Origin of the sequence: Plantibacter sp. H53, from assembly GCF_001650455.1 — a bacterium.
GTDB classification, from domain to species: Bacteria; Actinomycetota; Actinomycetes; order Actinomycetales; family Microbacteriaceae; genus Plantibacter; species Plantibacter flavus_A.
This window is the reverse complement of record NZ_LWCT01000024.1, coordinates 1-21982: the sequence shown is the minus strand read 5'-3', so window position 1 is coordinate 21982 and position 21982 is coordinate 1. Positions and strand designations below refer to the sequence as shown.

21 protein-coding genes are annotated in these 21982 nt (G+C 69.3%); 9 read left to right on the top strand and 12 right to left on the bottom strand.

Translation table 11 applies throughout. The annotated features are described in order from the left end of the window. Window positions 1-42: 42 nt before the first annotated feature. Together A4X17_RS11445 and A4X17_RS11440 are read left to right on the top strand one after the other, a co-directional pair. Entirely contained in the window at window positions 43-966 is a 924-nt protein-coding gene (locus tag A4X17_RS11445) for a LysR family transcriptional regulator (RefSeq protein ID WP_064295803.1), read from the top strand. A gap of 90 nt (window positions 967-1056) precedes the next feature. After that, a complete protein-coding gene (locus A4X17_RS11440; protein ID WP_064295802.1) occupies window positions 1057-2238 on the top strand; it encodes an alcohol dehydrogenase catalytic domain-containing protein in 1182 nt (393 codons plus the stop codon). A gap of 85 nt (window positions 2239-2323) precedes the next feature. Here A4X17_RS11440 and A4X17_RS11435 read toward each other — a convergent pair whose 3' ends face one another. From A4X17_RS11435 to A4X17_RS11415, 5 genes are all read right to left on the bottom strand, one after another. Continuing rightward, the gene (locus A4X17_RS11435; RefSeq protein ID WP_079000708.1) at window positions 2324-3760 is read right to left on the bottom strand and encodes a glucose-6-phosphate dehydrogenase; all 1437 of its coding nucleotides are present in this window, start codon (window positions 3758-3760) and stop codon (window positions 2324-2326) included. Between the two features lie 175 nt (window positions 3761-3935). Further along, on the bottom strand, window positions 3936-4949 hold the full coding sequence (locus A4X17_RS11430) for a LacI family DNA-binding transcriptional regulator (RefSeq protein ID WP_064295801.1): 1014 nt from the start codon (window positions 4947-4949) through the stop codon (window positions 3936-3938). A gap of 73 nt (window positions 4950-5022) precedes the next feature. Further along, complete coding sequence (locus tag A4X17_RS11425) at window positions 5023-5925, bottom strand: carbohydrate ABC transporter permease (protein ID WP_079000706.1); 903 nt, start codon at window positions 5923-5925, stop codon at window positions 5023-5025. 4 nt (window positions 5926-5929) lie between these two features. Next, window positions 5930-6916 (bottom strand): carbohydrate ABC transporter permease, encoded by a 987-nt coding sequence (locus A4X17_RS11420; protein ID WP_079000704.1) that lies wholly within the window; start codon window positions 6914-6916, stop codon window positions 5930-5932. Between the two features lie 59 nt (window positions 6917-6975). Beyond that, window positions 6976-8277: an ABC transporter substrate-binding protein gene (locus tag A4X17_RS11415; protein WP_064295800.1), complete on the bottom strand. Its 1302-nt coding sequence runs from the start codon at window positions 8275-8277 to the stop codon at window positions 6976-6978. 228 nt (window positions 8278-8505) lie between these two features. On the opposite strand from A4X17_RS11415, the gene A4X17_RS11410 reads away from it, so the two are divergent. Both A4X17_RS11410 and A4X17_RS11405 read left to right on the top strand, forming a co-directional pair. Further along, window positions 8506-10542 carry a beta-galactosidase gene (locus A4X17_RS11410; RefSeq protein WP_064295799.1) on the top strand — a complete coding sequence of 679 codons (2037 nt, stop codon included), beginning with the start codon at window positions 8506-8508 and terminating at the stop codon, window positions 10540-10542. A 229-nt stretch (window positions 10543-10771) separates the two neighbouring features. Next, a complete protein-coding gene (locus tag A4X17_RS11405; RefSeq protein WP_064295798.1) occupies window positions 10772-12061 on the top strand; it encodes an HNH endonuclease signature motif containing protein in 1290 nt (429 codons plus the stop codon). A 211-nt stretch (window positions 12062-12272) separates the two neighbouring features. On the opposite strand, the gene A4X17_RS11400 is transcribed toward A4X17_RS11405, so the two are convergent. After that, a complete protein-coding gene (locus A4X17_RS11400) occupies window positions 12273-13073 on the bottom strand; it encodes a sugar phosphate isomerase/epimerase (protein WP_064295797.1) in 801 nt (266 codons plus the stop codon). A 188-nt stretch (window positions 13074-13261) separates the two neighbouring features. Between A4X17_RS11400 and A4X17_RS11395 the strand changes: the two genes are divergently transcribed. Then, window positions 13262-13450: a hypothetical protein gene (locus A4X17_RS11395; protein WP_064295796.1), complete on the top strand. Its 189-nt coding sequence runs from the start codon at window positions 13262-13264 to the stop codon at window positions 13448-13450. A gap of 20 nt (window positions 13451-13470) precedes the next feature. On the opposite strand, the gene A4X17_RS11390 is transcribed toward A4X17_RS11395, so the two are convergent. Beyond that, window positions 13471-13674, bottom strand: a complete 204-nt coding sequence (locus A4X17_RS11390) for a three-helix bundle dimerization domain-containing protein (protein ID WP_064295795.1) — start codon at window positions 13672-13674, stop codon at window positions 13471-13473. Window positions 13675-13888: 214 nt separating this feature from the next. On the opposite strand from A4X17_RS11390, the gene A4X17_RS11385 reads away from it, so the two are divergent. Both A4X17_RS11385 and A4X17_RS19265 read left to right on the top strand, forming a co-directional pair. Next, window positions 13889-14332, top strand: a complete 444-nt coding sequence (locus A4X17_RS11385; RefSeq protein ID WP_064295980.1) for a YciI family protein — start codon at window positions 13889-13891, stop codon at window positions 14330-14332. Window positions 14333-14354: 22 nt separating this feature from the next. Beyond that, window positions 14355-14498: a hypothetical protein gene (locus A4X17_RS19265; RefSeq protein ID WP_153303341.1), complete on the top strand. Its 144-nt coding sequence runs from the start codon at window positions 14355-14357 to the stop codon at window positions 14496-14498. 18 nt (window positions 14499-14516) lie between these two features. Here the strand turns inward: A4X17_RS19265 and A4X17_RS11380 are convergent, their stop codons facing one another. The 5 genes from A4X17_RS11380 to A4X17_RS11360 all read right to left on the bottom strand — a co-directional run bounded on the left by A4X17_RS11380 (window position 14517) and on the right by A4X17_RS11360 (window position 20443). Then, window positions 14517-15197, bottom strand: coding sequence for a DUF805 domain-containing protein (locus A4X17_RS11380; protein ID WP_082916118.1), 681 nt, complete (start codon window positions 15195-15197; stop codon window positions 14517-14519). 52 nt (window positions 15198-15249) lie between these two features. Continuing rightward, window positions 15250-17226, bottom strand: coding sequence for a glycoside hydrolase family 127 protein (locus A4X17_RS11375; RefSeq protein ID WP_064295794.1), 1977 nt, complete (start codon window positions 17224-17226; stop codon window positions 15250-15252). Between the two features lie 2 nt (window positions 17227-17228). Continuing rightward, window positions 17229-18152, bottom strand: coding sequence for a carbohydrate ABC transporter permease (locus A4X17_RS11370; protein WP_369808457.1), 924 nt, complete (start codon window positions 18150-18152; stop codon window positions 17229-17231). Window positions 18153-18154: 2 nt separating this feature from the next. Beyond that, complete coding sequence (locus tag A4X17_RS11365; RefSeq protein ID WP_064295793.1) at window positions 18155-19072, bottom strand: carbohydrate ABC transporter permease; 918 nt, start codon at window positions 19070-19072, stop codon at window positions 18155-18157. A gap of 75 nt (window positions 19073-19147) precedes the next feature. After that, window positions 19148-20443, bottom strand: coding sequence for a sugar ABC transporter substrate-binding protein (locus A4X17_RS11360; protein WP_064295792.1), 1296 nt, complete (start codon window positions 20441-20443; stop codon window positions 19148-19150). Between the two features lie 159 nt (window positions 20444-20602). On the opposite strand from A4X17_RS11360, the gene A4X17_RS11355 reads away from it, so the two are divergent. Together A4X17_RS11355 and A4X17_RS19765 are read left to right on the top strand one after the other, a co-directional pair. After that, window positions 20603-21649 (top strand): LacI family DNA-binding transcriptional regulator, encoded by a 1047-nt coding sequence (locus tag A4X17_RS11355; protein ID WP_064295791.1) that lies wholly within the window; start codon window positions 20603-20605, stop codon window positions 21647-21649. A gap of 70 nt (window positions 21650-21719) precedes the next feature. Beyond that, window positions 21720-21982 (top strand): hypothetical protein (locus A4X17_RS19765; RefSeq protein ID WP_064295790.1); only part of this gene is annotated, 263 nt, incomplete at its 3' end.

Below are 21982 nucleotides of genomic sequence, written 5' to 3'. Positions count from 1 at the left end.
GAACAACGGCCAGTGTCTGGATCGACGATGAAGGAATCACTTATGGATCCTGCCCGCCTCCGGCTCCTCCGCGAACTCGGCGACCGCGGGAGCGTCGCTGCGGTCGCCGCGGCCATGCACGTCAGCGCCTCGGCCGTGTCGCAACAGCTCGCCGCGCTGCAGGCCACCATGCCGGTGCCCCTCACCGAGAAGCACGGGCGTCGACTCGTCCTCACCGAGGCCGGCGAAGCCCTCGCCATCGCCGCCGCGCGCGTGGAGGAGGCACTCGCCGAGGCCAGGGACGCCGTGGACTCCTTCCTCCAGCACGAGCAGCGCCCCGTGAGCGTCTCCGCGTTCCACAGCGCTGGGCTGGCGTTCTTCGGACCGCTGCTCGCGGGCGGTCCCGTCCCCGGAGTCGATGCGACCGGTCCGGTTCCGCGGCTCCTCCTCGCCGACGCCGACGTCGCGCAGGACCGCTTCGCCGGTCTCACCGCCGACTACGACCTCGTCATCGCCCACCGCCTCCCGCACGAGCCGGCGTGGCCGCTCGACCGCCTCGTCGTGACGCCGCTGCTCGTCGAGCCCCTGGACATCGCGATGCACGAGACGCATCCGCTGGCCGCACAATCGGAGGTACGGCCGGAAGATCTGCGGGACGAACGCTGGATCTCGACGCACGAAGGGTTCCCGCTCGCCGGCGTCCTCCACCATTTGGGCGCTCTGAGCGGACGGGCGCCGCGGATCGACCACCGCATCAACGAGTTCTCGGTCGCCGCCCAGGTGGTCCGCACCGGAGCTGCGATCGCCGTCATGCCGCGCACCACGGCGGCGCCGTTGGCCGTCGACGGCATGATCCTCCGACCGGTCGCCGGCGCGGTCCTCGCCCGGCACGTCGACGTCCTGGCCAGACCGGAGGCGATGGCGCGGTCCGCGGTCCGGTCGGTGCTCGCCAGTCTCCAGCGCGTGGCCGCCGACGCGGCACGCTGAGCTCGTATCAGCCCTCCGACGAGACGTCCACCCCCAGTCGCCCGACGCCAGGGAGGCGCAGGGTGGACGGACAACGACGAAGGAGCATCCATGCGCGCACTCACGTACCAGGGTCGCCGGTCGGTGTCGGTCGAGACCGTCCCGGACCCCGCGATCACCGCCCCCACCGATGCGATCATCCGTGTCACCTCGGCGGCCATCTGCGGCTCCGACCTCCACCTCTACGAACTGTTCGGCCCGTTCCTCGACCGCGGTGACGTCCTCGGCCACGAGACGATGGGTGTCGTCGAGGCCGTCGGCTCCGAGGTCACCCGCGTCGCGGTCGGCGACCGGGTCGTCATCCCCTTCACCATCGCGTGCGGCGAGTGCTTCATGTGTCGCAACGGGCTGCAGTCGCAGTGCGAGACGACCCAGGTGAAGGAGCACGGCAGCGGCGCCTCCCTGTACGGCTACACGAAGCTCTACGGCCAGGTGCCGGGCGGACAGGCCGAGTTCCTGCAGGTCCGGCTCGCCGACGCGAACTGCATCGTCGTCGGTCGCGACCTGCCCGACGAGTCCTACCTCTACCTGAGTGACATCCTCCCGACCGCCTGGCAGGGCGTCGAATACGCCGGGGTGCCGGACGGCGGCTCGATCACCGTGCTCGGCCTGGGCCCGGTCGGCCAGCTCGCGGCTCGCATCGCCAAGCACCGCGGTCTCGAGGTCTTCGCCGTGGACCCGGTGCCGGAGCGCCGTGCCCTCGCCGAGCGCCACGGCATCCGTGCCCTCGACCTCTCGGACGACCTGGTCGCGGAGCTCCGCGACGCCACCGGTGGACGCGGCCCGGACGGGGTCGTCGACGCCGTCGGCATGGAGGCCCATGGGTCACCGATCGCGGCTGCGGCACAGACGGCCGTCGGCGTGCTGCCCGACGCGCTCGCGCGACCGGCCATGGAGCACGCCGGCATCGACCGGCTCGCCGCCCTGCACACCGCGCTCGAGCTCGTCCGCCGTGGCGGCGTCGTGTCCCTGAGCGGCGTCTACGCCGGTGAGGCGGACATCATGCCGATGAAGTCGATGTTCGACAAGCAGGTGTCGCTCCGGATGGGTCAGTGCAACGTCGCCCGCTGGATCCCGACGCTGCTCCCCCTCGTCGAGGACAGCACCGACCCGCTCGGCGTGCTCGACCTCGCGACCCACCGCGTGTCGCTCGCCGAGGCTCCGGCGATGTACGAGACCTTCCAGAAGAAGGAGGACGGCTGCATCAAGGTCGTCCTGAAGCCGTCGGCGTAACCGCCCACTGACACGAAACGACCCGCGCCGATCATTCGGCGCGGGTCGTTTCGTGTCAGGCGGTCAGCAGTGCGTCAGAGCCCGGTCACCAGTCCGTCGGACCGGCGCTCCCCGCCTCGTACTCCTCGAGCGGCGTCTCGCCGGCGGCCCAGGCGGTGACGACCGGGGTGACGATGCGCCAGCACTGCTCGGCGATGTCGCCGCGCACCGACAGCAGCGTGTTCTCCTGCAGGAGGCCGGCGAGCACCTGCGCGTAGGCGCTCAGGGTCGCGGCACCAGGGTCCGCCTCGAGCTCGACCCGGCGCAGGCCGTCGACGTCATCGGCCCCGGTCACGATGAGGTCGAGGTGCACCGCACCGCCCTTGAGTGACATCCGGAGGACGGTGTCGGCGTGTCCGTCGGGAGCGTCGAGCCCCGTCGGCGCGGCCGAGCGGCGGAAGTGGACGGCGACCTCGCGGCGCGGGTCGCCGATCCCCTTGCCGGAGCGCAGGACGAACGGCACCCCCTGCCAGCGCGGGGTGTCGACCTGGAGCAGGAGCTGTGCGAGCGTCTCCGTCTCCCGGGAGGCGTCGACGTCGGGCTCGTCCACATAGGAGGGGAAGAGCCGGTCGCCGACCCGACCCTCGGTGTACCGGGCGCGACGGGCGGTCGACGGGTCGTCCTTCCACAGCCGGACGGCTCCGAGGACCTCGGCGATGCGGTCGTGGACGTCGGTCGGCGTCACCGCGTCCGGCCGCTCCATCGCGGTGAGCGCGAGGACCATCAGCAGGTGGCTCTGCAGCATGTCGCGGAGCGCGCCGGTCTGGTCGTAGAACGCCGCACGACCCTCGAGCCCCAGCTCCTCGTCGTAGAGGATCTCCACCTTCTCGATCTGTTCCGCGTTCCAGCCCGCCTCGAGGAGTCGGTTGCCGAAGCGGAGGCCGAGCATCCCGAGGACGGTCGCGTTGCCGAGGAAGTGGTCGATGCGCCACAGACGCTCCTCCGGCACGACGTCGGCGAGCGCCGCGTTGAGCGCCTGGGCGTCGGCGAGGTCGTCGCCGAAGGGCTTCTCGATGGCGATGAGGAGGTCGTCGGGCAGGTCGATCTGCGCGAGCGCCTCGGCGACCTTGCGCCCGGCGGACGGCGGGAGCGCGATGTAGAGGATCGGTGAGCCGGTGCAGGCGTCGAGCAGTGCACGCAGTTCGTCGGGGTCGGAGGCGTCGGTCGGGATGAACTCCGTCGTCGACACCAGCGCGTCGACGGTCCGGGCCCCGATCCCGGCGTCCTCGAGGCTGGCGCGGACGGTCGCACGCCACTCCTCGTTCGGCTGCGGCGTGCGGGCGGCACCGATGATCTGTAGCGAGATGTCGCGTGCGGCGTCGACGACCTCGCCGAGGCCGGGGATCAGGAGCCGCTTGGCCAGGTCGCCGTTGGCACCGAGGATCGCGATGGTGCGCTTCGTCGGTTCCAGCGACTCCGCGTCCGGGATGCCGGGTACGGTGTCGGGATCGGGCTGGGTGGTGGTGTCGGACTGGTCGCTCATGGTTCCATCCTGACCGAGCGCCGGATGATCGTCGTGGGGTTGCGCACGCCCGCACCCGGGTCACTGAGCCCCACTCGGTCACCGAGCCCCACTCGGTCACCGAGCCCCACTCGGTCACCGAGCCCCACTCGGTCACTGAGCTTGTCGAAGTGCAGGGACCGGAACGCCGCCCGCGCTACGCCGAGTCGCGGACCACGAGTTCCGTCGGGAGCGTGATCGCCGCGGGACGCTCGCCCTCGATGACCTGCAGGAGGAGGCGCACCATCTCGGCGCTGATCCGCTCGAACGGCTGACGCATCGTCGTGAGGGCCGGGTCGGTGCCGACCGCGATGCTCGAGTCGTCGAAGCCGCCGACGGCGACGTCCTCCGGCACGCGTCGGCCGGCGGTTCGCAGAGCGTCGATGGCGCCGGCGGCCATGCGGTCGTTGGCCACGAAGACGGCGTCGATCGTCGGGTCGGCCTCGAGTAGCTCGCGCATCGCCGCCTCACCACTCGCGCGGCCGTAGTCGCCGTGCCGGACGAGCCGGGCGTCGTACGCCTCGCCGAGTTCGAGCCGGTAGCCCTCGAGCCGTGTGACGCCGCCCGGGGTGTCCTCGGGTCCGGCGATCGTCGCGATCCGCGTCCGGCCGAGCCCACGCAGGTGCGCGACCATCTCTCGGGCGCCCTCGAGGTCGTCCGCGGCCACGTACCCGAGGCGCTTCTGGAACCCGAGCGGGATGCCGCACGCGATGGCCGGGACCTTCGAGTCCACGATGTCGCTGATGAGCCGCTGTCCGCTGTGCGCCGAGACGAGCAGCACGCCGTCGACGTGACCCGCCTCGATGTAGGCGAGAGCCCGCTCCTGCTCGGCAGCACTGCCCGCCATGATGAGCACGAGCGACAGCTGCCGTTCGGCGAGCGCCTGCGCGGCCCCCGTCAGCAGCATCGAGAAGTTCGGGTCCTCGAAAAGCAGCTGGTGGTCCTCGGTGAGGAGGAACGCGACCGATCCGGTGCGGTTCGTCGCGAGGCTCCGCGCGTGCGGGTTCACGCGGTAGCCGGTCTTCCGGATCGCCGCGTCCACCGCCGCCTTCGCGTCCTGGCTGACCCAACGCCCGCCGTTCAGCACCCGCGACACCGTGCCGCGGGAGACACCGGCGGCCTCCGCGACGTCGTCGATCGTCGGGCGCCGACGGGACGGGACGGTGGTCATCCCGTCAGCCTAGTGCTGAGGCTTCGCGCACGACGGCGGCACGTTCCGCTGCCACCGCGCGGGCCACGGCGGCTCATGCCTTCACGGCACCGGCCGCGAGGTCCACCCGCCAGAAGCGCTGCAGGATGAGGAAGATCAGGATGAGCGGCACGATGGCGAGCAGGGCACCCGTGATCACGAGGGTGTACAGCGCGGGGGCGGAGGCACCCTGGTTGAGCAGCCCGTTGAGGCCGACGGTGATCGGGAACAGCGAGTCGTCGCCGAGCATGATGTACGGCAGCATGAAGTTGTTCCAGATGGCGACGAACTGGAACAGGAAGATCGTCACGAGTCCGGGCAGCATCATCGGCATCGCGATGCGTCCGAAGATGCGGAACTCGCCCGCGCCCTCCGTCCTGGCCGCCTCGATGACGTCGGTCGGCACCGCTGCGGCCGCGTAGATGCGGGCGAGGTAGATGCCGTACGGGCTGATGATCTGCGGCAGGAGCACACCCCAGAAGGTGTTCGTCAGCCCGACGTTCGCGAGCAGGAAGTACTGCGGGATCGCGAGGATGACCCCCGGCACGAGCACGCCCATGAGCAGGATGCTGAAGACGGTGCGCTTGCCCGGGAAGTCGAACTTGGCGAGCACGTAGCCCGAGATCGCGGAGACCCAGGTGGAGGCGATGGCGCCGATGCCCGCGTAGAGCGCGGTGTTCACCATCCAGCGCCAGAAGAGTCCGTCGCGGTACTGGGTCAGCTCGACGATGTTGTCGAACAGATGGGTGCTCGGCACGAGGGTGAAGGTGGAGAACAGTTCGCCGCTGCTCTTCGTGGATGCCATGAGCACCCAGAAGACGGGGAAGAGGCAGTAGATCGCGCCGAGGATGAGGATGCCCGTCGAGATGCCGCTGGGCCGGTCGGAGCGCATGGTCGTGCTGCCGGCGCGTTCGCGGCGTCGCGCACCGGCGGGTCGGTCGAGTCGAAGCGTGGTCATGGTGTCAGTCCTCCTGACCGAAGGCTCGCTTCTGCACGACCCGGAGGAAGAGGAAGGAGACGATGAAGGTGGCGACGGCGATGATGATCGAGGTCGCGGCGGCCGAGTAGATGTCGTCACGGGTGAACGCGTCGCGGTAGACGAGCATGAGCGGCGACCAGCTCGTGGAGAGGCTGTTCGTGAGTGGCCGCAACGTCGTCGGCTCGGCGAACACCTGCAGGGTGGCGACCATCGAGAACAGGGCCGTCATGACGAGCGCTGGGGCGACGATCGGGATCTTGATCCGCAGTGCGATCTGGATCTCGCTCGCGCCGTCGATGCGGGCGGCCTCGTAGATCTCACTCGGCACGGCCTTCAGCGAGGTGTAGATGACGATCATGTTGAAGCCGACGCCACCCCAGAGGGCGATGTTCGCGATGCCGAAGATGATGGTCCCCGAGGACAGGATCTCCGGGGCGTCCCAGCCGAGGCTGTCGAAGATCGCGTAGAAGGGGCTCACGGCCGGGAGGTAGAGGAAGCCCCAGAGCAGCGAGCTGATCACCGCGGGCACCGCGTACGGCAGGAAGATCGAGATGCGCGAGAACGAGACCGCCCGGGTGCGACGGGAGTCGAGCAGCAGCGCGAAGAGCAGGGCGAGTCCGAGCATGCACGGGATGAGGATGAGGCCGTACAGCAGCACGCGTCCGACACTCGCCGCGAACTCCGGGTCGTTGAATGCGCCGAGGTAGTTCTCGAAGCCCGCGAAGGCGGTCGTACGAGCACCGGAGCCGAGGCCGAGCCCCGTGACCTGCTTCTTCTGGAAGCTCAGGAACAGCGTGTAGACGATGGGCGCCGCCATGAACACGAGGAACAGGATGATGCCGGGGGCGAGCATCGCGTACGGGATGAGCACCCGACTCTTCAGGTTCTTGCGCGATCGGGCCGGCGGACGCGAGCCCGTCGGCGGATCCTGGGTGGGCCGGATCGTGTCCAGCGCGGATGGTGCAGCCATGCCGATTCCTTGGGTCGAGGGCGGGAGCGGGGCCGGCTCGATGAGCCGGCCCCGTGGGACTACTTGACCGAGAAGCCGCTCTTCTTCAGGTCGTCGATGGTGATGGACTGCATCGCGGCGACGGCGTCGGAGAACGCCTGCGCGGTCTTCGCTTCGGCCGCCTTCGCGAACTCGTCGTTGTAGGCGCTGAAGGCGACGTTGACGTTCGGGCCGTAGGTGAACGGCGCGACGGTCTCGGAGGCCTTCGACGCGATGTCGTAGAAGTCGCTCTGCTGGCTGAAGAACTCGGGCGACGTCTTCAGGGCGTCGGCGGCGACCTTCGTCGCGGCCGGGTAGACCCCGGACACGTCGGCGAGCGCGGCGACGGCCTTCGGGTCGGTGTTCAACCAGGTGGCGAACTCGACGGCGGCTTCGGCGTGCTTCGACTGCGTGGTCACCGCGGTGGACGACCCACCCCAGTTGCCGTTGGAGGGCTTCGAGGCGTCCCACTGCGGCAGCTCGGCCGCGGTCCACTTGCCGGCCGTGTCGGGGGCGTTGCCGCCGAGGACGCCGGGTGCCCAGACGGAGGAGATCCAACCGACCTGCGAACCGTCGTTCAGCCCGGCGTTCCACTCGGGCGTGTACATCGGCTTGTTGTCGATCGCGCCCTCCTCGACGAGTCCGCCCCAGTACGAGGCGACCTGCTCGGTCGGGCCGGCGTCGATGTCGACTCCCCAGCTGTCGCCGTCGATCGACCACCACGAAGCACCCGCCTGCTGCGCGAGTCCGGCGAACCAGCCCGCGTCGTTCGCGGAGAAGGTGCCGAGGTACTTCGTCGGGTCGGCCTGGTGGACGGCCCGGGCGACCTGTGCGTACTCGTCCCACGTCGTCGGCACGCTGAGGCCGAGGCTGTCGAGGATGTCGGTGCGGTAGTAGGCCATCATGGGGCCGGAGTCCTGCGGGACGGCGTAGACCGCATCGCCACCGAGCGTGACCGAGTTCCACACGCCGTCGGAGAAGTCGTCCTTGAGATCGGCTGCGCCCTGCTTCGAGATGTCGGCGAGCGCGTCGGACGCCACGAGCGTCGGGATCTTCTGGTACTCGGCCTGGATGAGGTCGGGAGCGCCACTGCCGGCCTTGATGGCCGTGAGCAGCTTGGTGATGGCGGGGTCGCCGCCGTCCTGCTTCTGCACGACCACCTGGATGTCGGGGTGGTCCTCGTTCCACAGCTCCACGACCTGCTCGAGGTTGGGCGCCCAGGCCCAGTAGGTGAGTTTGACGGGGCCGGACTCCGTGCCGCCCGAGGATGCCGAGCATCCGGAGAGCAGTAGGGCCGTCGTGGCGACCGTGGCGATGCCGATGTGGCGAAGCGTGCTGCGCATTCGTCCTCCTTGTCGAAAGCTGGGGCGCTCTGGTGCGGGGCAGCGACGCTTCGATGGAGAACGTCGTTGTACCTGTGAGCGGTTACAGTTATTCACAACCGTTTAACGTTGTCAACATCGAAAATCCTGCGAAACCTGTCGCCCGAGTCTGTGATAGAACTGGGAGCGCACACAGCCAGGCGATCGAATGGATCCGCTCTCGGCCCACTGAGTCACAGGAGACGCAGCATGACCATCGAGCTCGACCCGCTCACCGCACGGGCCACCTGGATCCCCGGCACCACCGGCCTCCGCTACGGCGGCGACTACAACCCCGAGCAATGGCCACGGGAGACCTGGCTCGAGGACATCGCCCTCATGCAGGCGGCCGGTGTCGACCTCGTGAGCGTCGGGATCTTCTCCTGGGCGGTCCTCGAACCGCGCGAGGGCGAATACGACTTCAGCTTCCTCGACGACATCATCGGTCTGCTGCACGAGGCCGGCATCTCGGTCGACCTCGCGACGCCGACGACGGTGCCACCGGCCTGGTTCTGGAAGCGCCACCCCGAGGCTCACCCGGTCACCCGCGAGGGACTGCGACTCGGCCACGGCTCACGCGGCATCGCGAGCCCCAGCTCCCCCGCCTACCGTCGCGCTGCAGCCGCGATCACCGAGCAGCTCGCCGCCCGCTACGGATCGCACCCGGCCGTCGTCCTCTGGCACGTGCACAACGAGTACGGCGCACCGATCAGCGAGGACTACTCCGACGGCTCGGTGCTCGCCTTCCGGGCGTGGTTGCAGCGGCGTTACGGCTCACTCGAGGCACTCAACGCCGCCTGGGGCACCCGCTTCTGGGGCCAGGACTACGGCGAGTGGGACGAGATCGACGCACCGCGCGTCTCGGCCTCCGTCGTCAACCAGACGCAGCGACTCGACTTCGCCCGCTACACCTCGGACATCCTGCTCGAGTGCTACGTCGCCGAGCGCGACATCATCAAGCGGTACGCACCGGAGACCCCGGTGACGACGAACTTCATGGCCACGAACTGTCGCTCGATCGACTACTGGGCGTGGAGCCGTGAGGTCGACATCGTCGCCAACGACTACTACCTCGTCGCGGAGCGGGAGGACAACCACATCCTGCTCGCGCTCGACTCGGACCTCACCCGCTCGCTCGCCGGCGGCGACCCGTGGATCCTCATGGAGCACTCCACCTCGGCGGTGAACTGGCAGCCGCGCAACATCGCGAAGCGCGCAGGCGAACTCGCCCGCAACAGCGCCAGCCACCTGGCCCGCGGGGCCGACGCGATCCTCTACTTCCAGTTCCGCGCCTCGCGGTACGGCGCGGAGAAGTTCCACTCGGCGATGCTCCCCCATGCCGGCACGGAGAGTCGCATCTGGCGTGAGGTCATGGCACTCGGTCACGACCTCGGCAAACTGGACGAGCTGGTGGGCTCCCGGGTGCGCAGCGAGGTCGCGATCCTCTGGGACGTGCAGTCGTTCTGGGCCCAGGACCTCGAGTGGCGCCCGTCGGTCGAGCTCGACCATCGCGAGCGCGTCGAGGCCTATTACGCCGCCCTCTGGCGGGCTGGCGTCACCGTCGACTTCGTGCACCCGCACGACGACCTGAGCGGCTACCGCCTCGTCCTCGCCCCGTCGTTGTACCTGGCGGACCGCGAGACCTCCGCCGCCCTCACCGCGTACGTCGAGGGCGGCGGCGCCTTCGTCGTGTCGTACTTCTCGGGCGTCGTCGACGAGCACGACGCCGTCTGGGAGGGTGGCGCACCGGGAGCGTTCCGTCGGGTGCTGGGCCTCTCGGTCCCGGAGTTCCTGCCGTTGCACGAGGGAGAGACCGTCCAGCTGGACGACGGACGGACCGGCTCGAGCTGGAGCGACGACATCGTGCTCGAGGGAGCCGAGGCCGCGTCGGGCTACGTCACCGGCCCCGCCGCCGGTCAGCCCGCGGTGACCCGCAACCGGTTCGGCGCCGGCACCGCCTGGTACGTCTCCACGAAGCTCGACGAGGCCGGACTGTCGGAGCTGCTGTCCGAAGCCTTGGAGCAGGCAGCCGTCGACGCGCCGCCGGTACCGCCGCTCGGGCTGGAGATCGTGACCCGCTGGGGCGAGGAGGCGTCGTTCACGATCGCGATCAACCATGGCGACGAGGATGCACAGCTCACGACGACCGGTGCGGTCGAGCTCCTGACGGGCGAGCCGGTGGTCTCGGGTGCGGTGGTCATCCCGGCGGGTGCGTTCCGCGTGATCCGGACCCCGCTCGGCGGCTGAGCGAGGAGCGGGCTCAGGCGCCCGTCGACAGGCTCGGGGACCGCGTTCCCGTTCACCAAGCACACCCGTCGACAAGCTCAGGGACCGGGGTCCCGGTCACTGAGCCACACACCCGGTCACTGAGCTTGTCGAAGGGCGACCCCGCTCCACATCCCGACCGCTCGTCGAATCCGTTTGGGCCTCGTCACTGACCATCTCGAATGTCAGTGGCCCGTGGTGGACTGGAGTGATGACCGAGACCTCCACCACCCTCCCGCTGCGCGCGGTGGACGTCTTCGAAGAGCGCCTCGCGGAATTGTCCGACGAGTTCGCCGGCATCGCGCGCGAGCGTGCAGCACTCGACGCGCGGGAGGCTCGTCTCCTCGCGAGGTCGGCAGCCCTGGCCGACGCCATGGCGGACAGCCTCGTGTCGCACGACGAGACGCCCGCACAGCGGAAGGCGCTCATCCGTCGTTCCACCTGTGCGACGCTCGCCATGGCGACGCGTGCCTCCGAGCAGACCCTGCATCGAGCCACCGGCGATGCCGAACGGCTCGTCGCCGATGCCCCGGATGTCCTTCGCGCGCTGGAGGACGGTCGCATCTCGAGCCGGCACGCGCGGACCATCACCGATCAGCTCCAAGACATCCCGGTGCACGGGCGAGCCGCGTTCCTCGAAACGGTCCTCTCCATCGCGGAGCAGTCCACCGTCGCACGACTGCAGCACCAGGCCCGCACCCTCCGCGAGCGACTGCACCCGGAGTCCATCACCGTGCGGGCGGCCAGGTCGGAGGCCGACCGTCGGGTGGAGATCGAGCCTGCAGCAGACGGCATGGCGTGGGTTCATCTGTTCACCACGGCGCCCGTCGCCGTCGCGATCGGAGAACACCTCGACGCGCTCCTCGGTGCCGCCCACCTGACGGACGACGACCGCACGTGTCAGCAGCTGCGCGCCGACGCGCTCGGCTCGCTCTGCATCAGCGGTACCACCTCGGCCGACCAGACCGACCCCGAGGGCCGGCGCTCACCGATCGCCCGGCCGGTGGAGGTGCTCGACGACATCCAGCCCACGGTGAACCTCACCGTGCCCGTGCTCAGCCTCCTGGGGCTGAGCGAGGCCCCGGCGACCCTCGACGGCTACGGCCCGATCGACCCCGAGACCGCGGCGCGGCTCGCGGTCAACGCCCCCTCGATGACGAGGGTGCTCACCCACCCGGAGACGAGTGCGGTCGTCTCGGTCGGGCGGCAGCAGTACCGCGCGCCCGCGGATCTGCAGCGAGCGGTCCGCCTCCGCGACGTCACCTGTCGCGCGCCGGGTTGCGGGAGACGGGCTCGGGCCTGCGATCTCGACCACTCCGTCGCCTGGGCCGACGGCGGCACCACGAGCGTCGGCAATCTGGCGTGCGTCTGCCGACATCACCACCGACTGAAGCATCTGCCCGGGTGGTCGCTCGACCATCGACCCGAAGGCGTCCTCGAGTGGACCACACCCGACGGCAGGCGACACCGCACGGAACCGGACGCGGTCCCGCCGTTCTGAGTGCCGGCCGCCGAGCCGACCCCGGTCACTGAGCTTGTCGAAGTGCCCCGAACACACCTCCACGCCCAGAACACGCCACACCGTGGGCCCTTCGACAGGCTCAGGGAACGGGTGTCTCGGTCACTGAGCTTGTCGAAGTGCCCCCGAACACTCGTCCACGCCTAGAACACGCATCCCCGCGGGTCACCGAGCCTGTCGAGGTGCCGCGCGCCTACTTGTCGTTCTCGGCGAGCCAGGCGTAGGACTCGGCGACGCCGCCGAAGATCTCCTTGCTGTAGCCGTCGAACTCCACGACGCGGGTCGCGTGCGGTGCGGCGGCGAGGATCGCCGGGATGTCGACCTGGCCCTGACCCGCGGGCTGCTGGTTCGCGAACGCCTGGGCGAGCGCGTCGGGCACGACGAGCGCGCTCTCGCTACTCGGCAGTGCGGTGGCGATGTCACCGGAGATGATGCCGTCCTTGATGTGCAGGAACTGCACGCGGTCCCCGAGCGAACGGAGGAACGCCGGGGTGTCCGCTCCGCCGACCGTCGACCAGAAGGTGTCGATCTCGAGGACGACCTCGGGCGACAGCTGCTCGACGAAGAGCTCGAAGATCGGGCGCCCGTCGACGTGGGTCGAGAACTCCCAGTTGTGGTTGTGGTAGCCGAACTTCAGGCCGGACGCCGCCGCCTGGACGGCGAGCTCGTTGACGCGCTCGGCGAGACGTGCCGCGTCGTCGGCGGTCTGCCAGCGGTCGGTGGGGATGAACGGGTCGATGACCGTCCCGACCCCGAGCCGCGACGCCGCATCGAACGCGACCGCCGGGTCGGCGGCGTCGATGACGGGCGCGTGGCCGGACGGGGCCGTGACGCCGGCGGCGGCGAAGGCGGTCTCGAACTCGGCCGCACGCTCGACGAACGCATAAGGTTCGACCTTCGTGAAACCGATCTCGGCGATGCGGGCGACGGCGCCCTGCAGGTCCTCGGCGATGGCGTCGCGGACGGTGTACAGCTGCACGGACGGTGCGCTCATGGGTACTCCTTCGTAGCTTCGGGCGGGCACCGACGGGCGCTTCCCCACCTGTCTCACACGGCACGGAACCGCTTCTGTCGACTCGTCGACAAAAGTACCCGAGGTGAGTCTACCGACTGAGACTGGACGCGCGGGTGGCCGGGCACTCATAGTCTGGAGATTCGACCGACCATCAGCGAGGGGGCACCATGGCAGACCTGGACCGGACGAGGCGGAGATCACCACGCCGTGCGATCGTCATCATCGGTGTCCTGGTCCTGGTCGCCGTCGTCGTCTATGCGCTGACCCTGAACCCGAACGTGTTCACCCTGCTCGTCGTCTGCATCGTCATCGTGGTCGCGATCGAGGCGCTGACGAGCAGACCCCACCGGCCGTAGTCCGACTCGGGCCGGGACCGCTACTTCTCGGAGCGCTTGAGCGACTTCTTGACCGCACGCTCGGCGAGGACGGTCACGTAATCCTGGACCGGACGCTCAGCGAGCGCGCTGACCTCTTCGCGCACGAGCTCACCGATCCGAGCGGAATCGACCCCCGAGTACTTCTCGCTCAACTTCGCGGTGAGCTGACGGATGATCTCTTCGTGGTCGATCTCAGTTGCCATGGACCCAGTATCGACCCACAGTTGTTGCCTGGGCTGTGAACTTCGACCTCCGTCCGCCGCTGTTCTCCGGCCGGACACCTGATCGCCGCGCTCCGTTCACCCTCCCCGTCGGGCACCCGCCGAGGATATTCTGACCGCGATGTCGATCTCCGAGTTCGCCGTTCGACGTCAGAGTGAGGCGGGCGATCGGCGCCCCCGACGACAGGAGAAGACGATGTCGAGATACATGCTCATCATGCGCAACAGTGAGTCCGTCGAGAAACTCGAGGACATGGACTTCGAAGCGGTCATCAACGCGATGGGCGCCTACAACGAGTCGATGATCGACGCCGGCGTGATGGTCGGCGGTGACGGCCTCACCGATGCCGCGCAGGGTGCCGTCGTCGAGTTCACGACCGAGGCGCCGATCGTCACCGACGGCCCCTACGGCGAACTCCACGAGCTCTTCAACGGGTTCTGGACCATCGAGGTCGCCACGCGCGAGGAGGCCATCGAATGGGCGAGCCGCGCTCCGCTCGGCCCCGGCAACAAGATCGAGGTGCGCCGCGTGACCGACGAGACGGACTTCGCCGACCACGCCGACAACGAGTACCTCCAGAAGGAGAAGGAGTGGCGGGCGCAGGAAGGTGTGGCGAAGCCGTCGGTCGACCCGGCCTGAGCACGACCGGCGCGAGACGGACATGACCGGCGCCGGCAGGACCGGCACCGGCGCGGAGGACGACGACGAGGAGGCGCGCTCGGACCTCCTGACCGCCGCGCACCTCGCAGCGAACGACCGCGAGCGTGAGGTCCTGCTGCGGAAGGTCGCCGCACTACCGCAGTGAACCGCGTCTCCTGCGACCTCAGCGTCCGGACGACACCTGTGAGGGGCGATCGAAGCGCTGCCCCTCGGGCTTCGACGGCAGCAGCATGAGGACGAGGACGATGATGCTCCCGACCGACGGCACGAGGGTGAGGAAGTAGTAGGGGCCGGGGAACCCTGCATCGTGCAGGCGCCGCCAGGCGATCGCCAGACTCGGCACGATGAGCGCCACCCAGGCGACGAGCAGCAGCACGACGCCGGCGATGAGCAGGACGCGCACGCCGAACCCCATGGGCCCAGGGTCCGCGAAGTCGTATCCGCTCCCCGACAGGTCTCGCTCCTCTGCAGCGGCCGCTGCCGCGGAGACAGCGGTCATGATCGCGCCGACGGTGATCAGCAGCGTCGGGACGAGCATCAGGAGCGTCGTCAGCAGCGAACTCCACCAGTACTCACTGAGCGATGCACGACCCGAGAAGTTCGCGTACTGCTTGAAGAACCGCTTGGTCGCCTGACGGAACGTCGCCCCGTAGAGCGGCAGCGTCAGGTCGTCCGGCGAGCTGGCGCCCCGGGGCGGGGGCGCGACCCACTGCGGCTGGCCGTGCGGCGCCTGGCCGTGCGGCGCCTGGCCGTACGGCGCCTGGCCGTACGGCGCCTGGCCGTAGGGTGCCTGGCCATACGGCGGCTGGCCAGAAGGGACCTGAGGGTTCGGAGGATACGTCATGGCTGCTTCCGGATCGCTGGTCGACGAGACACCAGTATGACGCGCTCCGCCCTCACGCCCGGGCGATCGGGATCCAGACACGCATCGTGGACGGCCCGCGCTCGGCCCAGGAATGGTACGGCGCGATGCTCGCGGTGAACGTCTCGTCGGCTCCCGTCGCGACGAAGGCGTCGCCGTACGGCCAGGCGGTGTCGGCGAGACTCCGGGTGCGCAGCTCGATCGACAGCCGACCGTCCGCGTCCTCGACGGGGACGACACCCTCCCCCACCTCGATGCGGGCGATCGTCTCGTCACCGCCCGGGAGGTCCACCGACTCGACGCAGTAGACCTCGGGTCCGCGCTCGATCGCAACGCTGCCACGGATGGCGTCCACGCGAGGATCCGGCAGGGTGACCCGCGGACGGACGCTGAACGTGAGCTCCACCACGTCACCGGGGACGAAGGACCGCTCGACGTCGGCGTAGCCAGGGGTGACGGCACGATCCACGGAGGCACCGTCGAGGTGTCGGACGGTCACCACCGCGTCATCAGCCCACGACGGCACGCGCAGCGAGACGGTCACCGGTCCGTTCGGCGCCTCCACGATGCGCACGGCGACGACGCCGGACCGCGGGTAGTCCGTCGCGAGTTCCGCACGGAAGCGCCCGCCGTGCTCGCCGCCGATGACCATGTCGATCGTCGCCGACGCGAACTGGTGGATCTGCACGCCGTGGTCGTCGCTCGTGGCGACGAACGCCGCCAGGCTCGCGAGCGTCCGGGCCACATTCGGTGGACAGCACGACACGTCGAACCACGGCGCACGCTCGGAGGACGACGCCCGCGGCGACACCTCGTCGTCTGGGCTCGACTCCCCCGGCGTGCGCTGGTGCAGGGTGTTGGCGTAGAAGAACGCGGTGCCGGCGGCCGACGGCGAGGTCGCGACGACGTTGTACAGGACGCGCTCGATGTGGTCGGCGTAGCGGACGTCGCGGTCTTCGAGCAGCAGCCGCCAGCTGAACATGATCGACGCGATACCGGCACAGGTCTCGGAGTAGGCGCGGTCGGACGGCAGCTCGAAGTCCTCGCCGAACGCCTCGTCCTGGTGGTGCGATCCTTGACCGCCGGTCAGGTAGGTGCGGCGGGCGATCGTCCGGTCCCACTGGCGGCGGAGCGCGTCGAGCAGGCCGTCGTCGCCGTGCTCCACCGCGATGTCGGTGGCCCCGGCGGCGAGGTAGTTCGCGCGGACCGCATGGCCCCGCAACGCCTCCGCCTCGCGGATCGGCACGTCGTCCTGGAAGTACGCGCGGCCCCACTCGATGTCCTGGAGCACGCCGGTGCCGCGACGCTCGACGAACAGCGACGCGAGTTCGAGGTAGCGCGGCTCGCCCGTCACCCGTGACAGCTCTGCGAGCCCCACCTCGACCTCGGCGTGCCCGCACACGGACTGGATGCCGTCGATGCCGAAGACCTCGCAGATGAGGTCCGCAGCCCGCGTCGCGATCCCGAGGAGCCCGTCGTCGGAGCCCGGGCTCGTCCGCTCCCGGGCGACGGCCGCCTGGAAGAGGTGGCCGAGGCAGTACAGCTCGTGCCCCCACTCGAGATCCGACCAGCGCTCACCCTGACCCGGGCGACCGAAGCGGGTGTTCAAGTAGCCGTCGGCCTCCTGCGCGGCGGCGACCCGGTCGACGATCGCGCGGAACCGCGACTCGAGCGCTTCGTCACCGCCGAGCCGTCCGAGCTCCCACGCGACGGCCTCGAGGTACTTGTAGACCTCGGAGTCGGCGAACTCGCGTCCGCGGCGCCCCTCCGGAAGGGTCCCGGCGGCGGCGAGGTCGAAGTTGCGGAGCCACCCCTCCCGCTCGAGCCAGTGCTCGACGTGCGGCAGCGTCGCCGTGCCGTTGACCTGCTGGCGGTCGGCCCAGAAGCCGTCGGTGATGCGCACCTCGTCGAGGCCGAGCGGCGTGAGCGCGCCGGTGGTGGGGACGACCGGGGCTGCGGCGGTCACCGACGTCGTTGGCGTCGTGGGCGTGGTGCTGGTGGTGGTGCTCATGGTTACCCCTTGAAGGCGCCGGACATGAAGCCGCGCACGTAGTGACGTTGGAGGATGAGGAAGAGGAGGATGCACGGCAGCGCGAGGACCACGACGCCGGCTTCGGTCGCGCCGTAGTCGACGACGCCCTGGACCTGGCCGCGCAGGTTCGAGACCGCGAGCGGCAGGGTCATCTTCGCCGAGTCGTTGATGAGGATGAGTGGCGCCATGAAGTCGTTCCACGCCGCGAGGAACGCGAACAGGCCGACCGTGATCAGCCCCGGCTTCACGGCCGGCACGAGGACCTTCCACAGCACGCTCCAGGACGTGCAGCCGTCGACCATCGCGGCCTCGTCGAGCTCCTTCGGGATCGACTCGAACGCGATCCGCATCATGAAGGTCGAGAACGGCAGCTGGAACATGGTGAGCACGAGCGCCACGCCGACGAGCGAGTTGGAGAGCCCGACCAGGTTGAGCAGCACGTAGAGCGGGATGAGCAGCGTCGCGTACGGGACCATCAGGATCGCGATGGTGGCGAGGAACAGGGCGTTCTTGCCGCGGAACTGGAACCTCGCGAACGCGTACCCGCCGAACAGCGAGATGACGAGCGTGAGGATCACGGTCAGCAACGAGACGAACACCGAGTTGCCGATGTACTGCAGGATGCCGTCCTGGTACCCGGCGAGGGTGATGTAGTTGCCGAGCCCCCACCCCTCGGTCTGGTTCGTACCGGCGAGCGGCGACACCGAACGGACGGCCGTCCAGACGAGCGGGTAGAGGAAGATCACGGCGAGCGCCGCGGTGAAGATCCAGAACGGCATCCGGATGGCGATACCGAAGACGTTCGTCGGCTTCCCGTCGCGTCCGCGGCCGCGCGTGCGCCCGTGACCACGGACGTCGGGCATCGTCGAGGTGACGGTGGCCGGTTCCTTTCGGGTGATGGTCATGCTCAGTCCTCGACCTTCTTGCTGAACGCGCGGATCTGCACGATGTTGATGACGATGAGCGCGGCGAGCACGATGACCGACAGCGCGCCCGCGACGCCGAGGTTGTTCGGGCCCTGGAACGCCACGTTGTAGATGAGCTGCACGATGGTGATCGTGCTGTTGTCGGGACCGCCCTTGGTGAGGATGTAGAACTGCTCGAACGCGAGGAGTGAGCCGGTGACGCACATCACCGTCGTGAGGGCGAGGGTCGGCTTCAGCAGCGGGACGGTGATGTCGCGGAAGGTCTGCCAGCGCGACGCGCCGTCGATTCGTGCCGCCTCGTAGACCTCCTCCGGGATGCCCTGCAGGCCCACGAGCATGAGCAGCATGTAGAACCCGGCGAAGCGCCAGACGATGAGGAACACCGTCGACCAGAGCGCCGCGTCCGGGGTCCCGAGGAAGGTGAAGCCCATGGCCTTCGTGAGGTCGGCGAACGGGCCCGCGATCGGCGAGTACAGCACGTAGAAGAGGAGTGACGCCGAGGCGAGGCCGAGGGCGCTCGGGATGAGGAACGCGGTGCGGAGGAAGCCCTTCCACCGGCTGGACTCCTGCACGAGGAGCGCGAGGCCGAGTCCGAGTCCGATGAGCAGGACCGTCGCGATGGCCGTGTATTTCAGCGTGAAGACCACCGAGTCGAGGAAGAACCGGTTGTCGATCGCCTTGGGGAAGTTCTCGGGGAGGTTCCACCCCTGGTTGCCACCGAGGAGTGGCCAGTCGGAGGCTGCCATCTGGAACACGAGTCCCAGCGGGACGAGGAACAGGAGGATGACGAACACGGCCGTGGGGAGCGCGAACAACCAGCCGGTGCGGGCGTGCACGGCGCGACGCTTCCTGGCACCGACCGAGTCCGTCGGGCCTCGTCTGGCGAGGGTGGTACTCATGGGTGGACCTTTCGAGACGAGTGGGTGCCGGTGCGCCGTCGCGGTGCGGATGCGGCGGCGCACCGGCGGATCGGACTACTGCGAGAGCACGTCCGTGATCGCGTCGTTGTCGGCGTCGACCGTGTCGGAGCCCTCGAGGACCGCGTTCCGCACGAGCGTCAGCCACGGGCTGGTCGGCGAGTTGAAGGCCTCCTGGAAGTTCAGCGAGTACGGGGTGTCGCCCTTCGAGGCGACCTCGTTGATCGTGACGAGGCGCGGGTCCTTGCTCGAGTACTCGTTCTCGGCGAGGTCGGAGCGGGAGACGACGTCGTTGTCCTTCGCGAGGACACCGACCTGCGCGTCCTCGGACATCAGCCAGCTGAGGAAGTTCCACGACTGTGCGGCCTTCTTGCTGTCCTTCGAGACGCCGATCCCGTCGCCACCGACGAAGGTCGAGTCGCCGCCCTTCGGGCCCGGGATGCCGGACACGCCCACGTCGAACGGGGTGGAGGAGAGCAGCGTCGCCGGGTACGGCATGACGCCGACCTTGCCCTCGGTGAAGCCGGCGGTCCAGGTGGGTCCGGCCTCGTCCTTCGAGGACGGGAGCACGGCGCCCGACTTCCAGAGGTCGGCCCACGTGCTGTAGACCTCCTTGGCGCCGTCCTCGGCGAGGAGCGACTCGGTGCCCTCCTCGTTCATGACCTGCTCGCCGTCGGCCCACACACTGGGGAACCAGGTGAAGACGAGGCAACCGCCGCAGTTGAGGCCGGTCGCGGTGCCGTAGGTGTCGGGCTTGTCGAGGGCTTGGACGGCCTTCGCGTCCTCGGCGAACTCGGCCAGTGTGGTCGGGCCCTGCTCGGGGTCGAGCCCGGCTTCCTTGTAGAGCTCCTTGTTCCAGAACAGCATCGAGAGGTCGAGGACGAACGGGAGGACGTGCTCCTTGCCGTCGGAAGTGCCGGCGGCGAGGTGGCCCTGATTGATCTCGTCCTTGAAGTCGAGCCCGTCGATGTTCGCGGTGAGGTCCTGGAACAGGCCCTGCTCGACCCAGTTCGGGACGTACACGATGTCGGCGGCGAACAGGTCGGGGAGGCTGTCGGAGCCGGCCGCCGCACCGACCTTCGCGACGTAGTCGTCGTTCGGGACCACGGTGAGCTTCACCTGGTTCTCGTGCGAGGCGTTGTAGGCCTCGACGAGGAGCTTCGCCTGCTTCTCGAGTGGGGCGCGGGTCCAGAGCGTGAGCTCGGATCCATCGTCGACGCCCTCGGGCCCGGCGCTGGCGAGTGGGGAACTGCCACCGCCCCCGGAGGAACAGGCGGCGAGGCCGACGAGGAGGGCGCTGGCGGCCAACACCCCTCCGACCCGCTGCATCCGTCTGGTGTGCGTGCTGCGCATGGTGACTCCTCTGACTCATCGTTGAGCGGACCGGTCGGGCCCGGCGGTACATGGGAGGTTTTCGAAACTATCGAAACGCCTTTCGGTAAAGCTAGCCTGGGATCGGTGTAGCGTCAAGAGCGAAGTCCGGTAACGTTTCGGAAACGAAGAGGGGGAGCAATGCCAGACAGTGATGTCGGTGCTTCGGTGACCGGTACCCCCGGCCGAGCGGCGACCTTGGGCGACGTCGCCCGGATCGCAGGCGTCTCGATGGCCACCGCTTCAAAGGCCATCAACGGACGGAGCGAGGTCGCCCCGAAGACCCGGCAGCGGGTGCTCGACGCCGCCAAGGAGGTCGCCTTCACCCCCAACGAACTCGCCCGGAGCCTGATCAACGGGCGCACCGGCACCGTCGGCCTCCTGACGAGCGACCTCGAGGGCCGCTTCGTCATCCCCATCCTCATGGGCGCCGAGGACGCGTTCGGTGCCGGGCAGGTCAACGTGTTCCTCTGCGACGCCCGCGGGGACGCCATCCGCGAGCAGCATCATCTCAACGCACTCCTCACCCGACGGGTCGACGGCATCATCGTCGTGGGCCGCACGACGGATCCACGCCCCTCGCTCGGCCACAAACTGCCCGTCCCGGTCGTCTACGCCTACGCGCCGTCCGACGACCCGACCGACGTGTCGATCACCCCCGACAACCGCGACGGCGGGCGCCTGGCCGTCGAGCACCTCATCGCGTGCGGCCGTTCCCGCATCGCGATGATCACGGGCGAACCGCAGTACGCGGCGGCCAGGGACCGCGTGACGGGCGTGCAGAACGCCCTCGCCGCGGCGGGTCTGGACCTCGTCGGCACGCCGATGTTCTCGGAGTGGACCGAGCATTGGGGTCGCGATGCGGCGGCGATGCTGCTGGCACAGCACCCGGAGATCGACGGCATCGTCGCCGGTTCCGACCAGATCGCCCGCGGCGTCCTCGACACCGTCCGCGACCTCGGGCGCGACGTCCCGAGCGACGTCGCCGTCGTCAGCTTCGACAACTGGGAGATCCTGGCCACCAACTCGCGGCCGGAGCTGTCGTCGATCGACGCGAACCTGCAACAGCTCGGCCGACTCGCCGCCACCCGCATCTTCGAGGCGATCGAGGGCACGGACGTCGCGCAGGGTGTCGAGTATCTGCCGGGCCGCCTCGTCCTCCGCGGTTCCACGATCCCGAGGCGCTGAGGTCCGGCCTGACGCCGATACTCGCCGCGCGGGTGATGCGACAGCCGTCGGACATCGCTACGGTCGAGCCATGGACAGCTCAACCGTCATCATGATCGTGGTCCTCGCCGTCGTCGCGGTCATCGTCGTCACGATCACCGTGCAGGCCAGACGACGTGCCGGCGGGTCGAAGCATCGCGGGGGTACGACTTCGGACTCCGGAATGCCGTTCATCGTCGATGGCGACAGCCACCACGGCGGCGGTCACCACGGCGGTGGCCACCACGGCGGCTCCGACTCCGGCGGTTGGGACGGCGGCGGTGGTGGCGACTCCGGCGGCGGAGGAGACGGGGG

What these genes read in the sequence shown, in the direction of transcription:
- A4X17_RS11445 (WP_064295803.1), top strand. Translation starts at nt 43, where the DNA reads ATGGATCCTGCCCGCCTCCGGCTCCTCCGCGAACTCGGCGACCGCGGG.
- A4X17_RS11440 (WP_064295802.1), top strand. Translation starts at nt 1,057, where the DNA reads ATGCGCGCACTCACGTACCAGGGTCGCCGGTCGGTGTCGGTCGAGACC.
- A4X17_RS11435 (WP_079000708.1), bottom strand. Translation starts at nt 3,760, where the DNA reads ATGAGCGACCAGTCCGACACCACCACCCAGCCCGATCCCGACACCGTA.
- A4X17_RS11430 (WP_064295801.1), bottom strand. Translation starts at nt 4,949, where the DNA reads ATGACCACCGTCCCGTCCCGTCGGCGCCCGACGATCGACGACGTCGCG.
- A4X17_RS11425 (WP_079000706.1), bottom strand. Translation starts at nt 5,925, where the DNA reads ATGACCACGCTTCGACTCGACCGACCCGCCGGTGCGCGACGCCGCGAA.
- A4X17_RS11420 (WP_079000704.1), bottom strand. Translation starts at nt 6,916, where the DNA reads ATGGCTGCACCATCCGCGCTGGACACGATCCGGCCCACCCAGGATCCG.
- A4X17_RS11415 (WP_064295800.1), bottom strand. Translation starts at nt 8,277, where the DNA reads ATGCGCAGCACGCTTCGCCACATCGGCATCGCCACGGTCGCCACGACG.
- A4X17_RS11410 (WP_064295799.1), top strand. Translation starts at nt 8,506, where the DNA reads ATGACCATCGAGCTCGACCCGCTCACCGCACGGGCCACCTGGATCCCC.
- A4X17_RS11405 (WP_064295798.1), top strand. Translation starts at nt 10,772, where the DNA reads ATGACCGAGACCTCCACCACCCTCCCGCTGCGCGCGGTGGACGTCTTC.
- A4X17_RS11400 (WP_064295797.1), bottom strand. Translation starts at nt 13,073, where the DNA reads ATGAGCGCACCGTCCGTGCAGCTGTACACCGTCCGCGACGCCATCGCC.
- A4X17_RS11395 (WP_064295796.1), top strand. Translation starts at nt 13,262, where the DNA reads ATGGCAGACCTGGACCGGACGAGGCGGAGATCACCACGCCGTGCGATC.
- A4X17_RS11390 (WP_064295795.1), bottom strand. Translation starts at nt 13,674, where the DNA reads ATGGCAACTGAGATCGACCACGAAGAGATCATCCGTCAGCTCACCGCG.
- A4X17_RS11385 (WP_064295980.1), top strand. Translation starts at nt 13,889, where the DNA reads ATGTCGAGATACATGCTCATCATGCGCAACAGTGAGTCCGTCGAGAAA.
- A4X17_RS19265 (WP_153303341.1), top strand. Translation starts at nt 14,355, where the DNA reads ATGACCGGCGCCGGCAGGACCGGCACCGGCGCGGAGGACGACGACGAG.
- A4X17_RS11380 (WP_082916118.1), bottom strand. Translation starts at nt 15,197, where the DNA reads ATGACGTATCCTCCGAACCCTCAGGTCCCTTCTGGCCAGCCGCCGTAT.
- A4X17_RS11375 (WP_064295794.1), bottom strand. Translation starts at nt 17,226, where the DNA reads ATGAGCACCACCACCAGCACCACGCCCACGACGCCAACGACGTCGGTG.
- A4X17_RS11370 (WP_369808457.1), bottom strand. Translation starts at nt 18,152, where the DNA reads ATGACCATCACCCGAAAGGAACCGGCCACCGTCACCTCGACGATGCCC.
- A4X17_RS11365 (WP_064295793.1), bottom strand. Translation starts at nt 19,072, where the DNA reads ATGAGTACCACCCTCGCCAGACGAGGCCCGACGGACTCGGTCGGTGCC.
- A4X17_RS11360 (WP_064295792.1), bottom strand. Translation starts at nt 20,443, where the DNA reads ATGCGCAGCACGCACACCAGACGGATGCAGCGGGTCGGAGGGGTGTTG.
- A4X17_RS11355 (WP_064295791.1), top strand. Translation starts at nt 20,603, where the DNA reads ATGCCAGACAGTGATGTCGGTGCTTCGGTGACCGGTACCCCCGGCCGA.